The 15,830-nt window shown below is 43.6% G+C and carries 13 protein-coding genes; 5 read left to right on the forward strand and 8 right to left on the reverse strand.

Translation table 11 applies throughout. From position 1 onward, the window contains the following. Positions 1-32: 32 nt before the first annotated feature. A complete protein-coding gene (locus ACOOFG_RS06225) occupies positions 33-659 on the reverse strand; it encodes a tetratricopeptide repeat protein (protein ID WP_420420614.1) in 627 nt (208 codons plus the stop codon). Between the two features lie 106 nt (positions 660-765). Here ACOOFG_RS06225 and ACOOFG_RS06230 point away from each other — a divergent pair, with 106 nt between their 5' ends. Together ACOOFG_RS06230 and ACOOFG_RS06235 are read left to right on the forward strand one after the other, a co-directional pair. After that, the gene (locus ACOOFG_RS06230; protein WP_420420615.1) at positions 766-2,178 is read left to right on the forward strand and encodes an anion permease; all 1,413 of its coding nucleotides are present in this window, start codon (positions 766-768) and stop codon (positions 2,176-2,178) included. After that, positions 2,154-3,065, forward strand: a complete 912-nt coding sequence (locus tag ACOOFG_RS06235) for an SET domain-containing protein-lysine N-methyltransferase (RefSeq protein WP_420420616.1) — start codon at positions 2,154-2,156, stop codon at positions 3,063-3,065. The genes ACOOFG_RS06230 and ACOOFG_RS06235 overlap by 25 nt, the downstream gene beginning before the upstream one ends. On the opposite strand, the gene ACOOFG_RS06240 is transcribed toward ACOOFG_RS06235, so the two are convergent. From ACOOFG_RS06240 to ACOOFG_RS06270, 7 genes are all read right to left on the reverse strand, one after another. Continuing rightward, positions 3,045-4,625, reverse strand: a complete 1,581-nt coding sequence (locus ACOOFG_RS06240) for an ankyrin repeat domain-containing protein (RefSeq protein ID WP_420420617.1) — start codon at positions 4,623-4,625, stop codon at positions 3,045-3,047. The genes ACOOFG_RS06235 and ACOOFG_RS06240 overlap by 21 nt on opposite strands. A gap of 14 nt (positions 4,626-4,639) precedes the next feature. Next, entirely contained in the window at positions 4,640-5,242 is a 603-nt protein-coding gene (locus tag ACOOFG_RS06245) for a hypothetical protein (RefSeq protein WP_420420618.1), read from the reverse strand. Positions 5,243-5,365: 123 nt separating this feature from the next. Beyond that, positions 5,366-6,220 (reverse strand): ankyrin repeat domain-containing protein, encoded by an 855-nt coding sequence (locus tag ACOOFG_RS06250; RefSeq protein WP_420420619.1) that lies wholly within the window; start codon positions 6,218-6,220, stop codon positions 5,366-5,368. A 2-nt stretch (positions 6,221-6,222) separates the two neighbouring features. Beyond that, positions 6,223-7,443, reverse strand: coding sequence for an RtcB family protein (locus tag ACOOFG_RS06255; RefSeq protein ID WP_420420620.1), 1,221 nt, complete (start codon positions 7,441-7,443; stop codon positions 6,223-6,225). After that, positions 7,430-8,338: a hypothetical protein gene (locus ACOOFG_RS06260; RefSeq protein WP_420420621.1), complete on the reverse strand. Its 909-nt coding sequence runs from the start codon at positions 8,336-8,338 to the stop codon at positions 7,430-7,432. Before ACOOFG_RS06260 ends, ACOOFG_RS06255 begins: the two co-directional genes overlap by 14 nt. Beyond that, positions 8,329-8,505: a hypothetical protein gene (locus ACOOFG_RS06265; protein WP_420420622.1), complete on the reverse strand. Its 177-nt coding sequence runs from the start codon at positions 8,503-8,505 to the stop codon at positions 8,329-8,331. The genes ACOOFG_RS06260 and ACOOFG_RS06265 overlap by 10 nt, the downstream gene beginning before the upstream one ends. Continuing rightward, positions 8,498-9,445 (reverse strand): metallophosphoesterase family protein, encoded by a 948-nt coding sequence (locus tag ACOOFG_RS06270; protein ID WP_420420623.1) that lies wholly within the window; start codon positions 9,443-9,445, stop codon positions 8,498-8,500. Before ACOOFG_RS06270 ends, ACOOFG_RS06265 begins: the two co-directional genes overlap by 8 nt. 153 nt (positions 9,446-9,598) lie before the next feature. Here ACOOFG_RS06270 and ACOOFG_RS06275 point away from each other — a divergent pair, with 153 nt between their 5' ends. The 3 genes from ACOOFG_RS06275 to ACOOFG_RS06285 all read left to right on the forward strand — a co-directional run bounded on the left by ACOOFG_RS06275 (position 9,599) and on the right by ACOOFG_RS06285 (position 15,786). Continuing rightward, on the forward strand, positions 9,599-11,536 hold the full coding sequence (locus ACOOFG_RS06275; RefSeq protein ID WP_420420624.1) for an aconitate hydratase: 1,938 nt from the start codon (positions 9,599-9,601) through the stop codon (positions 11,534-11,536). A 13-nt stretch (positions 11,537-11,549) separates the two neighbouring features. After that, positions 11,550-11,903, forward strand: a complete 354-nt coding sequence (locus ACOOFG_RS06280; RefSeq protein WP_420420625.1) for a phage holin family protein — start codon at positions 11,550-11,552, stop codon at positions 11,901-11,903. 202 nt (positions 11,904-12,105) lie between these two features. Beyond that, entirely contained in the window at positions 12,106-15,786 is a 3,681-nt protein-coding gene (locus ACOOFG_RS06285; protein ID WP_420420626.1) for an opioid growth factor receptor-related protein, read from the forward strand. Positions 15,787-15,830: the final 44 nt, after the last annotated feature.

The following is a 15,830-nucleotide window of genomic DNA, read 5'->3' on the forward strand; positions in this document are numbered from 1 at the left end:
TATTGACCACTATAATTGTAAACACTTTTGATTCATCTGTCAATCCGAAGCATTTTTTTATAAAAGGGCTTTTTATATAACTTTTTTTTGAGTAGTTGAGCACTTGGGTGAGAAGAGTCAACTGTATGCGCTAAATAGAAGAACTCTTCTGCAGCTTCCCTTTTTTTCTGGGCTAGGTGATAAAAACCCATCATGACCATAAATCCTCTGTATTCGGACAGATGAAACATCGTCCGAGAAGGATCTATATGGCGTAAATCAAATTTTTGACCAAAAATTTTAGGAACCTCGTCGAGCTTTCCCTTACGGATACAGTAGTCGGCGTAGTTGATCTTTCCCAGAAGGTAATCGGGGTTTTGGGTGTAGTTTTCTTCGATGAGCTTGTGAGCCCGTCGCATTTTGCGTTTGGCAATCCACAAGTAGGTAAGAAGATTTAAGATTTCAGGATGATGAGGATAGGCAGCGAGGAGGGATTCTACTTCTTTGAGGGCTTTTTTAGGTGAGTCTTGGGCCAATTGGTGCAAAGTCAGAAACCGCTCAATGTCGCTTTTAGACAAGGTCTCTTTGAGTAGTTTTAGATCCCGATTCACTGTCACGGAGATCTTTTTCATCGTGAAGTGAGGGGTCTTTTGCTCCGGGATGCTTAAGGTCTTGGTCATGTGCCATATGATACTTTATACGCGATTTCTTTTGCTTTTAAAAAATTCGCTCTCTAGAATTTGATTGATTAATTTTCGAAACGCGTGACCGAATCAAGGACTATCTATGTCTAGAGTGTTTAATAAAAAACTCATTTCTTTTGCTATCAGCGTCCTCATTGGACTACTCATTTGGAATCTCACCCCTCCAGAAGGAGTGACAGTCCAAGCCATCCACATGTTTGCCATCTTCATCTTTACAGTCATAGGCATCATCCTGCGTCCTCTTCCTATTGGAACGATTGCCTTTTTAGGCCTCATGTTGACCGCTGCAACCAAAACTTTGACATTTGAAGAAGCCTTTAGTGGATTTGTTCACCCGATTGTTTGGCTGATTGTAATCGCTTTTTTCATCTCAAGAGGGTTTATCAAGACAGGCTTAGGAGAGCGGATCGCCTATTTTATCATCAAATTGCTCGGTCGAAGTACGATTGGGATGGCCTACGGAATGATCCTCACTGATTTGGTTTTAGCCCCCGCGATTCCAAGTATCACAGCGCGAGTCGGCGGTATTATTTACCCAATTGTCAATTCATTATCCAAAGCGTTCGGTAGCGAACCCTATAGCCATCCGAAACGGCTTGGCGCGTTTCTCATCAAAACCTCTTTCCAAGGCTCTGTCATCATTGGGGGGATGTTTTTGACATCGATGGCCGGAAACCCACTTGTTGCGGACATCGCGAAAACCGTCGGGGTCGACATCACATGGGGGACTTGGGCTCTAGCAGCTTCAGTTCCAGGGTTGATCTGCTTGGGAATTATTCCTCTTTTCCTTTACAAAGTTTACCCGCCTGAAGTCAAAGAAACCCCAAATGCTCGCTCTTTTGCGGATAAGAAACTCAAAGAAATGGGACGCATTCGGATTCAAGAGTGGATCATGATTTTCTCCTTCATCTTGCTCATCACTTTATGGATCCTCGGCCCCTACATCAAAATGGGAGCAGTCATCGCCGCACTTATCGGCCTTTCGATTCTTTTACTCACCTCTGTTTTGACGTGGGACGATGTGATCAAGGAAAAGGGAGCTTGGAACACTCTCATGTGGTTTGCCACACTCATCATGATGGCGGGTTTTCTCAATAAGCTTGGTCTAACAACATGGTTTAGTGGCTACGTCCAAACACATGTTCAAGGACTGTATTGGTTCACAGCATTTGTGATTTTAGTACTCGTCTACTTCTACTCTCACTACTTCTTCGCTAGCGTCGTCGCCCATATCGGCTCTATGTATTCACCCTTCCTCCTCCTCTGCGTCGCAATGGGTGCTCCGCCCATGGTCGCAGCCCTCTCGCTCGGATTTTTCAGCAACCTTTTCGGAGGGCTGACTCACTATGGTTGCGGGCCTGCACCGATCTTTTTCGGGTCGGGCTACGTCAAAATTACCGATTGGTGGAAACTCGGTCTCTTTGCTAGTGTGATAAACATCATCATTTACCTTACCATTGGAAGTGCCTGGTGGAGTTTTCTCGGCCATTTTTAAACCGGCTCCTCTTACGTCGCAATCATGTCTTTGATCAAAGGCTTTCAGAGTTCAAACAGGGCCATCGAAAGATCCATGCTAAAGACCAAGATGGAAACACTCTGCTTCATCTTGCTGTTTTAGAAAATCGTTTAGATCATCTTGAAGATCTCATTGCCTATGGCCTTTCAACTGAAAATGAGAACAAGTGGGGAATGACCCCTTTGGATCTTGCAAACTTCCTCGGAAGGAAAGAGTTTTTGCCGCTTCTAAGAGCCCGCAGAGAAATCGCTCCAATCACGATTTACCGCAATAGCGACCAACTGAGACATACAATTTCTCTTAAAGAGTTTGAGCAAAAACTTGGGATCGACTACATCGAACATCTCGAATTTGAGCATCCTGACTATTTAAAGTGGGTTGCCGCAAAGAGTCAAAAGCAACTTAAAAAGTCCGGGACGCGTAAAATGAATCGGTGGACCTTGGCTTTGCACAAGAAAGCCATCATGGCCCCGCGTTATGACCATATTTACATCCGCTACGTCAGTGCCGAAATCGGCTATGGCGTGTTTGCCAATCGAGATTTGCCAGCTTTAACCTACGTTGGGGAGTACACTGGGATTATAACGAGAAGGCATGCCAAAAAAACCCGATTCAATGATTACGTCTTTGGCTACATGATCGGCCCTAAAAATAGCCCATTTATCATCGATGCAAAACGAAAAAGCAACTTCACCCGTTTCATCAATCACAGTGATCAACCCAACATGAATTCGCGCTGGGTCATAGCAGGAGGAATCACGCGTATTATCCTCTTCACCAATGAGTTCATCCCCAAAGGGGAGCAGCTCACCTACGACTATGGGAAGTACTATTGGCGCAGCCGTTCAGCTCCCGCGCTGATTTAAGTATTCTACAAGCTTTGTCTCTTCAAAATCTTCTGCCAACTGCCGAAGGTTCCTGCCTATGTGATCTGTTACATCAAGAAGTTTAGGATCTTTTTCTATCATCCATTTGATCACTTCTAGAGAAGCCTCGTTCATGAAAAGAGAATGGAGCGGAATGTTTCCACACGAGCTTCCATGCCAAAGAAGCTTTTCATCTTGGGCTACCATCCATTTGCAAAGCTCTAAGTCTGTCACAAAGTGAAGCGGTACTTGACCATATTTATCTTCTAAGCGCAAAAGGGTAGGATCAAGTTGGAAAAAGTACTTCACGCACTCAATATCTCCGGCTTGAGCTGCATGGTGAATCGGAAGCTCACCATATTTATTCTTCTGTCTCAATAACTCTGGCACATCTCGGAGAAGACGCTCAAGACACTCAAATCCTCGCCCGCTATTTTTTTCCTTGCAAAGCAAATGCAAAACAGAATTTTTTTTCCTATCTGTTTCAAAAGCAAGTTTTAGATCTTGATCGAGCATCCAATCTGTTAAACCTTGCTCAGCCCAAAAGGGGACATGTAAATGAATCGGAAGCTCTCCCTCTATATCGCGATGCCACAAATGAGAGGGGTTTTGAGTGAGCAAGCTTTTAGCAAGGTCGATGCAACTTTCAAGTTTCGACTCTAAAATCACATGGATGGGAAGTCGCTCATCATAATCCATTGCTTTTTGACATGCTGCATTCTGACTTAAAAGCTCTTTAAGTAGTTCATCTTGCTTTCCCATGCAGATGAGATCTAGTGGCGCTTTTCGCAAAGAGGGAATTGTTGCAAAATGGCTATCCGTATAGTGGCCGAATGTCATGAGCTGTTTAGGGTACCTTTTTGCAATCCATAGGACTGTTTCCCATTCCTCTCTCATGGCTGCTTCGTGAATGGGTAAATTTCCTTCCTGGTTACGTTCAAAAAGATCGTTCTCATTTTGAGCTGCCATCCATTTAACAGCCTCAATTTTTCCCGCAGAAGCGGCGCAATGAATCGGCAAGTTCCAATATGTCGTACGCTTACTAAGCAGCTCTGGCTTTTTTTCTACCATCCACTGAATCGTCTCGAGATCTCCTTGGTATGCAGCAAAGTGAATGGGACACTCGAGATGAAAATCACCTCTCCATGTCAATAATGCCGGGTCAAGTGAGACCAAGTATTGAACAGCTTCAAGACCTCCATATCCAGCAAAGTGAATGGGGAGAGCGCAGTGACTGTTTTCTAAATAGATTTGCTCTGGTCGTTTAGACACAATCCACTTCATGATTTCAACATGTCCTGCATCTGCAGCTAAATGCAAACAGCTCTCACCATGACCAACAGAAAGATCTAGAAGCGTTTCATCCTGAGCAACCATCCATTTGAGAACTTCGAAGCTTCCTGCAATCGTTGCCCAATGATGCGGCAATTCATCATCTTCATTGCCTTCCTGTAGTGCCTTTGGGTTTTCTTCTGCAATGCGCTTAACTTGATCCAAATCTCCAAGCCTTGCTGCCCAATGCAAGGGGAAGGTTCCGTCATTTTTTGAAATGCGATACATGATTCATTCTCCACTTAACCTTTGAACTGCTTTAAATACTCTAAAAGCTCAGGGTCTCCATAATCTTTAGTCAAATCTAGAAAATCCTGACCTACATCGTTTTTAATTCTAATAAGATCTGGGTCTTGCTCTATGATCCATTTGATGACTTCAAAAGGTGCATCCCAATTAAAAAGTGTCTGCAACGGAATGATTTTATAATGAGTTTCATGCCGAAGAAGTTTTTCGTCTTGGCTAACCATCCACTTGCAGAGCTTTAAATCTCGCACAAAATGCAGCGGAATTTGCCCTCTTTTATCTTCTGCATACAAAAGTTTGGGATCAATCTTGAGAAAGTACTGTACGCATTCAAGGTCTCCTTCTAAAGTTGCTCGATGAATCGGAAGCTCACCGTCTTTATTTGGCTTAGTCAATAAATCTGGCACATCTCGCAAAACACGCTTAATACACTCAAATCTCTTTCCCTCGAGCTTTTTAGTGCAAAGCAGGTGTAAAACAGTGAACTCGCCTCGTTCCGTCTCTTTGGCAAGCTTTATATCTTGGTCGAGCATCCAATCTGTTAAACCCTGCGCCGCCCAAAAGGGGACATAGGAGTGCAAAGGAAGCTCACCTTCCATATTGCGCTGCCATAAGTGCGAAGGGTTTTGAGAAAGCAAGCTTTTTGCAAGCTCTAAGAACTTTTCGGATTGTGAGTCTAAAATGACATGGATTGGAAGGTTTTCCTTATAGTCTACAACTTGTTAACAAGCAGAGTTTTTCTTAAAAAACGACTCAAGCACTTCATCTTGATGCGCTTCACAAAGGAGATCTAATGGAGTCTTTTTAAGCGGTCCTCCTTCAAAAAAAGGAGTCAAGACAAAATGCCCATGCCTCATGAATAGTTTAGGACACTTTTCTGCAATCCACAGAGCTGTTTCCCAATGCTTTCGCATCGCTGCTTCATGAATCGGTAAATTTCCTTCTTGATTTTGTTCAAAAAGAAGGGTTTCATCTTGAGCTACCATCCATCTAACGACTTCAATTTTGCCTGCAGATGCAGCGCAATGGATGGGCAAGTTCCAATACGTCGTCCGTTTGCTAAGTAAGGCAGGCTCTTTATCTACCATCCACTGAATCATTTCAAGGTCCCCAAGGTAAGCAGCATAGTGGATAGGACACGCAAGGTTATAGTCCCCCCTCCATGTCAAAAAGGCTGGATCGAGCGACACCAAGTATTGAACAGCTTTAAGTCCGCCATAGGCAGCTGAGTGGATCGGAAGAGCCCAGTCAATGTTTTCAGAATAGATCTGTTTAGGTCTTTTAGAAACTAACCACTTCATGATTTCAAGATGGCCTTCGCTTGCTGCAAAATGCAAACATGTTTCTCCATGCCAAACAGAAAGGTCTAAAAGGGTTTCATCCTGGGAAACCATCCACTTGAGAACTTCCAAATTTCCTGCAATCGTGGCCCAATGGATCGGCAGCTCTTCAACATCATTTTCTTCTCGAAGGGCCTTGGGATTTTCCTGAGCAAGTTCTTTGACTTTAGCCAAATCTCCAAGCCGTGCAGCCCAGTGAAGTGGGAATGTCCCGTCATTTTTTGAAATGTCATACATTTTTAACCTTTAACGTTTACTATCTGGCGCAGGCGATATTTAATTTTTACAAGATCTTCTTGCGCTTTCATGACCTTTGAGATGTTTTTATAAGCTGCTGGACTTTCATCTAAAATCTCGGAATCTAACCTTGCTTCAATCCCTTTCATCGCGTTTTTGTGATCTGAAAGAGAAATCGTCTTTTTGGCTTTAGCACGTGACATCTTGCGCCCCGCGCCATGCGAGCAAGAACAAAAGCTCTCTTCGTTTCCCAATCCCTCAACGATAAAAGAACCGGTGCCCATTGAGCCAGGAATGATTCCTAAATCACCGGTTCGAGCACGAACAGCACCTTTGCGTGTCACCCAAACGTTTTCCCCAAAGTGATTTTCTTTTGTGACATAGTTATGGTGGCAATTGACTGCCATCTCTGTGACTTCAAACGGAGCCAAATGTTTTTTCACAGCTTTTAATGTTGCTGCCATCATTTCTTGGCGGTTTTCAGAAGCATAATCTTGAGCCCATAAAACCGCTTCGACATAATCATCAAATAACTCTGTATTTTCCACTAAATAAGCCAAATCTTGGTCGGGAAGGTATTCATTGATGTAAAACCGCTCCATTTCTCTTTTGGCCTTTTCAATAAAATAGCTTCCAATGCGATTGCCAGGGCCTCTAGAACCAGAATGCAGCATAAACCACACATGATTCTGCTCATCTAAGCACATCTCGATGAAATGGTTTCCCGTCCCAAGGGTCCCCAGATGATGAGCATGTTTTTCGCTTTTTGCTTTCGGATGCTTATCGATGATTCTTTTGTAACGCTCTTCCATTTTTTGCCATGCAGATGACAAATGAGTCGGAACTGAGCCCCATGAACCGCGGTCATTCCGCCCACCATTATCTGTCCTACCATGGGAGACAGCTTTTTCTATGGCTGTCCGAATCGCGTGCAAATTATCGGGGAGTTGCTCTGCTTTTAAGGAGGTCTGAACTGCCATCATCCCACAGCCTAGATCGACTCCAACAGCAGCGGGAACAATGGCTTTTTTTGTTGCAATCACCGAACCGACAGTTGCACCTTTTCCATAATGAACATCGGGCATTCCAGCTACATGGCGATAAATGAAGGGGAGTTTCGCCACATTACGTAGCTGCTGCATTGCAGCATCTTCAAATGGTTCTGCTTTATCCCACAGCTTAAGCGGTTTTCCATCAGTTTCATAATGACTATAACCGACCATTCTGCACCTCAAGTTTTTTGACTTTTTTGAGAAATTTGTTCTTTTTCTTAGATTCAATAAGATTGACACGTAAAGCGTACTGCAAAGGCGTTTCCTTATCAAAGTTTTCCTGATGGAGCATTGAAGGGGCTTGATCATAAATCCACTTAACGCATCCATAATTTAACGACTTGGCAGCAAAGTGCATTAACCTATTTCCATTTTTTCCATGAGCTTCAAGCAATGCGGGGCATACCCCGATCGACCATTTCACAAGAGGGAGAAGCCCTTCTTCTGCAGCATGATGAATCGGAAAGTTACCCACATCATTGCGAATCAGTAAAAGGTTATGGTCTTGCTCAGCCATCCACTTTAGCAAATCAAGGTCTGTTACAAGATGAATGGGCAAGTTTCCTTCTTCATCAGAGTCATAGAGAATTTCTTTATCTTTATTTGTCATTTTTTTGAAAATTTCAGGACATCTCATCATGATGGAAACCGTTGTCCTAAAATCGTCAGGAATTTGCTTAATCAGTGTTTCATCTTGTTTTACAAACAAATCAAGTAAGTAAAAATTGTGAAAAACAAGAGCAGTATCGAGGGGAAGCTCGCCTTTAGAATCACGTAGCCAAAGGGGCGCTCGATTTTGATTAAGAACACTTTCTAAAAGCTTTAAATGAAACTTGCAAGGAAGTGCAAAAGCGCAAATTCGATGGATCGGGTACTCTCCATTAAGGCTTTTTACTTCAAGAAGCTTTAAATCCATCAACGCCATTTTCTGAAACAGCGTGACGCAATACCAGTCCGAAGCCATTACACTCAAAAAACGGCTAATGCCAGGCATGATGCAATGAATGGGCAGCTCTCCTTCGTTATTCTTTTGATCAAGAGCTTCTTGATCGAGGTTTAAACCCAAACCGCTAATTTATATCCCCTTTTTGTGCCGCTGTGCATTGCGGCTAAATGAAGAGGTAAATTGCCCTTTGCATCGGGAACTTTTAGAAGATGGAGGTTTTTCTTAATCAAGCGCTTTGCACGTAAAAACTTTCGCTCAGTAAGAAGCCTTTCAAAATCTTCAATCACTTTTGCCCCCGTAAGTTTCTAAGCTAAACTTTCCTTCTTGAAACACGATAAGAGCGTGACCATCTCCAATATCTGGAAGGTTGACGTTCCAAGTGTGATAAAACCAGCGATGTTCATTTCGCATTGGCTTTTGCAGGAGCTTACAAATGTATTGAGCTTCTGAAGACATCTTTCTATTGTCACTAAAAAATGAGAGATCTGACATCCAACGTTCAACGTCAGCGCCATCTCGAATGGCAAACTGGTTCCACACACATGGATAAGGAAGGCCCATGTGACCACTGATCCAAAAATTGGGCTGATTGTGAGCAAGTAGACGGGCCAAAACCGGCTCCTTTCCTGGACTGACATGAGAGACAAAGAGAGAGGGAATTCCAGGCTGCTTCACTTTGTGCAGAAGCGTCCCAAGTTGGTGGAAAGTTGCCTGGACTTTGCCTTCTACCCCCTGAAACGTCGTTGAAAAAGCCTTTTCATTTAACACAAAATTTCCACCCAACCCATACAGAAAAAATGGATAGCCTTGAAAATCCGAAATCGTATATTGCCGCTCTTCATCAAGAAGATGAAGATTAGCAACCTTTTGACCGTTTCTAAGTTCTTGAAGAACAACTTCATCTTCATGATTGCCCCAAACAGCATAAATGGGAACTGTAAATTTCTTATTTCCGTTTAAATACTCAGGAAAGTCTCCTAGAAGTCCAAATTCTCGAATAAACTTACGCATTTCTTCTTTCGAGCTTAAACGGGATATTTCGTCTCCATAAGGGGAGTGAACAATACGGAGCTTCAACTCACGTACACTTAATCGATTAAGGCTTTTCTCATCGTAAAAACCAAAATCACCAGCATGGATGATGAGATCGGCATTTTTTTCTTCCGCTAAACGATTGAGGCAATCTAGATCACCGTGCGTATCACTGACAAGTAAGATTCTTAACACAATTTTCCCTCCTGATAAACAAGACAGAGGCATTATAGACGCCGTCTTGAAATAACAGGAATAAAATTTTTCAAAAAATACTTTTTTCAGTATGTTCCGGATGTAAGAACAAGGAAGAATTTTTCCTCAAAATATGACAAGGGATGGCCTACGATGGGTAAAAATGTCGCTCAAAAACTGTTAGAGAGTCACTTAGTAGAAGGGGAGATGGTTGTCGGACAAGAAATTGGACTGAGAATCGACCAAACACTTTGCCAAGATGCCACAGGCACGATGGTAATGCTCGAGCTCGAAGCTATGGGGCTTAAAGAAGCTAAAACAGACGTTTCCTGCCAATATGTTGACCACAATATCATCCAAAACGACTTCAAAAACCCTGATGACCACCTTTTCCTCTTCAGCGCAGCTCAAAAATTTGGCCTTTGGTTCAGTAAAGCTGGAAACGGCGTGAGCCACCCTGTCCATATGGAAAAACTTGGAAAGCCTGGAAAAACTCTTCTCGGATCAGATAGCCACACCTGTGCCGGGGGAAGTTTGGGAATGCTTGCAATGGGAACCGGGGGACTTGAAGTAGCTTTAGCAATCGCAGGGGAGCCTTTCCACGTCAAAATGCCTCAAATCATGGGCGTCAAGCTCACAGGAAAACTTCCTGACTGGATCAGCGCAAAAGATGTGATTCTTGAAATGCTGCGCCGCCACGACGTTGCAGGAGGGGTCGGCAAGATTATCGAATACTATGGACCTGGCCTTGACAACCTCTCTGCCATGGACCGCCACGTGATTGCTAACATGGGAGCCGAACTTGGAGCCACTGCCAGTGTTTTTCCTTCCGATGAGGAAACAAAACGGTTCATGAAACTGCACGGAAGAGAAGCAGATTGGGTTGAACTCAAAGCGGACCCTGATTGTACATACGATCTTCATGATGAAATCGACCTTTCAAAACTCGAGCCCCTCATCGCCTGTCCAAGCAGCCCTGGCAATGTCGTCACAGTTAAGGAAGTCGCAGGGAAGCCTATCTTTCAATCGATGATCGGTTCATCTGCCAATCCTGGCATGCGCGATTTTGCGATTGCAGGAATGATCATCGACGGACAAAAGTCTCAAGATCACGTTTCACTCGACATCAACCCAACCTCCAGGCAAATCCTTGAAAACTTGACCTCTTTCGGTTACCTTTCCTCGCTCATCCGCGCTGGAGGACGCATCCACCAAGCAGGTTGTAATGGATGTATCGGCATGGGGCAAGCACCTGCAACGGGTAAAATCAGCTTGCGTACCAACCCTCGAAACTTCCCAGGCCGCTCTGGAACAAAAGAAGACCAAGTCTACCTCTGCAGTCCTGAAACTGCGATTGCTTCTGCGATAACAGGTAAAATCACCGACCCGCGTGATTTGAAAATGAACTACCCGAAGTATGAAGAACCAACGGAAATTGAGCTCGTCGACGGACTCACTCCTCCACCTCCCGCAGGCAAAGGAGCTAAGGAATTGATCATGGGACCCAATATTAAACCTCTACCAAAGTTTGACAAACTCTCGCAGCATATTGAGGGACCCACTCTTCTCAAAATGGGTAACAACGTCTCAACAGACGAAATACTTCCAGCAGGAACAAAAGTCCTCCCATTTAGAAGTAACATTCCCGAAATCAGCAAGTTCACTTTAGCTCAAGTTGATGAAAACTACTATGACCGTGCAATGAAACATCAAAAAACTGGTTCCTTCCTTGTTGGAGGACACAACTATGGGCAAGGATCGAGCCGCGAACACGCTGCTATTGCACCACGCTACCTTGGTGTCAAAGCAGTCATTGCAAAAAGTTATGCGCGTATCCACCGCCAAAACCTTATCAACTTCGGTATCTTAGCACTGACTTTTACCGATGAAAAAGATTATGAGTCCATTGACCAAGAAGATATTCTCGAAATCAAAAATGTTGAAGAGGGCTTGTCAAAAGGAACTGAAATCGAAGTGATCAATAAAACAAAGAACAAAACCTTCAAGGCGGCACACAACTTTACACCAAGAGAAATGACCTCCATCAAAGCTGGAAGTCTCATCAATGTTGCCTTAGAGAAGCACAGCTAAAAAGAGAACACCTATGCTACTGTTTATCGTTCGCATCATTATCACGACAATCGTTGTCGTCGCTACAGCTCATGTCTTACCAGGGCTAGAAGTCAAAGACACCCTCGATGCAATTTTCTTTGGGTTGATTCTTGGGGTCATCAATGCTGTAGTCCGTCCTATTTTGACTCTCTTAACCCTTCCCATCACGATTTTCACTTTAGGGCTCTTTTTGCTGGTCATCAACGCCTTTACCTTCTGGCTTGCAAGTGAGATCTCCTATGGGGTCCATATCCACTCTTTTTGGGGAGCTTTTTGGGGAGGGCTGATCATTTGGGCGACAGGAATCCTTACTAATCGGCTGATCTGGAATAGAGAGGTCTATTAAAGCTCTAGCTCTAGTGTAAATTTAAATTTTAAATTTACACTCTTCCCTCAAAACATTCCTTGCTGCCTTCAAAAGGTAGTAGCTAAAATTTTAATTGCCATATCGTTGATTTTTAACTTTATCCTATAGTATAATATGTTCTGAAGATTGGGATTTAAGTGGGAACATATACTGCTCTTTAGGAGCTAAGCAAGGTGGCCGTATGGCATTACACAATTTAATCAAAAGCTCAGAACTTCTTGACAAGTGGGCCGTCAATGGATTGCCTCAGGGGATTGACGCACAAGCCGAGGCTAAGAAAATTCAGTCCTACATCGATGAGGTGAAGGCGAAGAATCTGTCATTTCAAATGATGGTCTATTTTGAGTATCGCCCAAAATTAGAGAAAGGTCTAGAGCTTCTTAGAACTGCTTCTCCAATAGTCGCTGAAAAATCTGCATCTGAAGTCGTTAGCAAGCCCACTGAAAAAAAAGAACCCGCAACTCACGAAAAACGCGATTCAGAAAAACCAGACGTAGGCAAAACACCAACTCCTTCGAAAACTGAAAGTAATGGATCATCACTCGTAGGTACCATTGTTGGTGGAGTGATTGCGGTTCCTAAAGCTATTTTGTGGACAGGACCTAAAAGCATCCTCACATGGGCATTCACTTCGAAACCAACTCCTGTAGAAAAACCAGAACATGAAAAGGCAAAGCCAGTTGAGGTCATACACACTCGCGAAGAAATTTCAGCTCCAGAAGATACTAGCCGTTTTCAACGCACAGAGCGTATTCCAGTAGGGCTTCACAATGAGAACGGAGATGATTGCTTTCTCAATTCCGTGAGACAATTCACGTACAACACACCTATTGCTGAGCATGTGCTCCCAACATTGCCAAAAGAGAATTTTCCTCGCACACTTAAAGACTGTGAAAACTATCATGCCCAGAGGGCTAGCGTCCCAATGGGAGGTTCGAGAACTGTTCGCAATGAGCTATTGCCTCCACATATGAGAGGAGGGCACCAAGATGCTCACGAAGCCTTGATGCAGCTATTTCTCTTTACAGACGAAAAAAAGAATCCACTTTTCAATCGGATTGAAGGAACGCGAACTTATGATTTGGGCAGTTTGCCAACAGGCATCTCATACGATGATTTCACTGCAAAAGCAAAAGGGTACTTTCAAATTGGGCATCAACATAATTCCGGGTTGAATATTTCAACTGATCATGCAGCAATGCCCTTACTTTCGATTAAAACCGAAGGAAAGAAAACGCTTAGAACACTCCAAGAAGTTTGGGACCATCATATGAACCCGCCTGTTCAGCGCGTCGTTCCTACAACTTCTGTAGACGAATTTGGAGCCTATCTAAGCGATTCAACAACGATCACCAGAGACATGCTTGATAGTGGGCGTATCGTCACTGATCGACATGGAAAATATAAAGCGTTGCCTGATCAAGTCGGCGAGAAATTTCGATTTGTAGAACCGCCAGAACACCTTCTCTTTTCTCTTAAGCGCTATTCTAGAACTCTTGGTGTGAGTACTAAAATTGGTGATGCTGTCGACATGGATCCGACGTTTACTCTTGATCACAACCACATCAAAGGTAACAGAGCTGCAAATTACCAAATTGAAGCGTTTATGGTCCAATCAGGTGGCTTATCAGGGGGTCACTACATTTCCTATATTTACGATCGCGCTGGCGAGCAATGGTACAGATGTAACGATAGCTCTGTCAATCCTATCTCAACATCTGAAGCCAAAGCTGCTATGCGCACCGCCTATTCCTTCTATGCAAAACGTGTAGGAGAACCTTTTAGATCAGCTCCAAGAGCACTTTCAACACCCGTTGAACCAGCACCAAGACGTGAAGTTTCATTGTCTAGAAAGAAAGATTCAACAGCGCGTGCTCCATTCCAGTTTGGAAGAGTGCATCGAATCGGAACCAGTTCCTCTAGAAAAACATTTGAAGGGACATTCATCGTAGGCGATTTGAGCCAAAATGACACTTTAGGTGGAGAGGGGAGTGCAAATACACATGCAACTGGATTCCTTGCAAGAACACTTAATGGCTCAACTATCACAAAAGACGACATCGGACCACTACTCGATCAAAACGTTCAAACCGTGAGAAGCCGTTATACCTCGTCAAGCAAAGCTGCACAGCAAGAAAAAGCTCTTACTAGAATAGCTGATAATTTTGTAGAGGAGCTCGAAAGTTTCGTGGCGACTTATAAGGGATTCCAAAGTCTCAGTGTTCCTTCTGACCAATTAGCACAATTTTTCCTCACAAGAGTAAAGGATATTGGAACTCTTTACCAGGAGCAATACAAAGTCGATGAATCATCTGCACTCACAAAAGCTCTCGCTGATTTAGCAGAAAAGCGACTAACTGACAAAATGACAAAAGACGAACTCACCGCCGAAGTGAAGTCCTTATTACGTAAGGACAAAGCTGCAGAAAATACAGGAAAAGAGGATCGTCCTTCTTCCGAAATGACACAAGTTTATCCTGCATTTGAAAGCGCTTTTGGAAACGCTGAATATCTAGAATGTGAGACCTTACGTCTTGACTCAGATCTTGGAATGCGAAAAGTGGTTTTCCAAAGCATTTTGACTGCAAAAAGAGAAGAGCATCTTGATTCAAATAAAACTTCTGCAGTTGGAACTGTTTTTAGCTGCAATGGTTCTTCACATGCTATTGCATTAGTCAAGCAAGAAAACGGATCTGTTCTCTACCGTATCTTTGACTCTCAAGGGAATAAAGAACTTACAGGCAGTACAGGTGCCTTCATTTTTGAAACGACAGATGAAACTCAGGCAGCTCATTTTCTCGCAGAGCTCGTGACTTATCTCCCTGTTGAAGATTCTGCAGAAAACCTTAACGAATTGACGACCTACACATTTATTCCTGCCAAAAAAGAGTCAACCTCTGTGTTGCCTGCAGTTGGCAGTGCTCTATACAATGTCACAGCCTACACTCTTAGCACTGGTTCTGCCATACTCTCAGCACCTTTTAAAGGTATCTACTACTTGGGGACCAGCTTAGTTGGCGCTTGCAGATCGAAACCCTCATCTCCGACACTCTCTAAAGCTGTGACCGTCAAGTTCGAACATATGAGTAAAGAATCCGTAGGAGCAGAACTTGCAAGAATTCGATCTGAAGTTGTCCTCTATTTGATGGGAGACAAAACATCTACCCCATCTGACATCGCACGATTAGCTGATGCTTTAAGCAAAGTAATGCCTGAAGCAAACAAGTACCCTGAACTTGCGACAACTGCTGCCTCGATTGAGAAATCGATTAAAAACCTTGGAGGAACAGTTTCAGTATCGACCTCTCCACTGCCTCGCACAACTCACTCGACACCTGTGAAGGTCTCTAAATCACCAGCGGTTTCAGACCCTAGAGGCATGCTTCCTTTCTATACAGGTGGAAAGGCAAACGTGCATGGTTACACCTTAGAACAAATTCTCAAATTTTCTGATGAGGAGATGGAGCGTCATCACAACTTCATTCAGTGGATTTTCCCAACTAGCCGAGTCGGTGTTGATCCACAAGCACCTCTCTTAGATAGAGGGTTAATCAGTGCTGCAAAAAGTCAAACAGCCTTCCGAACAAACATGCTACGCTCCTTTGACAAGATGCTCAGCTACTATGGGCTTGAAAGAAAAGGGGAGTCTGTCGTGAAAGCTGCGAACTTCCAGTCGCGTAAAAAGTTCTGGTTGATCAACGGTAAACACAACCTCCTTCGTATGACTCGTATGATTACAAGTATGGGTGATCTTGGGCTCAAGAAAGAAGCTAAGGCTTTTGCCGAATGTATCATAGGGATCCATGAGAGAAATGAGATCTCTGGACTCGGAGGATCTGTTGGCTATTGGAAGAGCGCATAGTTCAATCATGCTTCCTAAAGCATACTCCTAAAAAATTCGTAGAA

Origin of the sequence: Simkania sp., assembly GCF_965215465.1 — a bacterium.
Lineage (GTDB): Bacteria > Chlamydiota > Chlamydiia > Chlamydiales > Simkaniaceae > Simkania.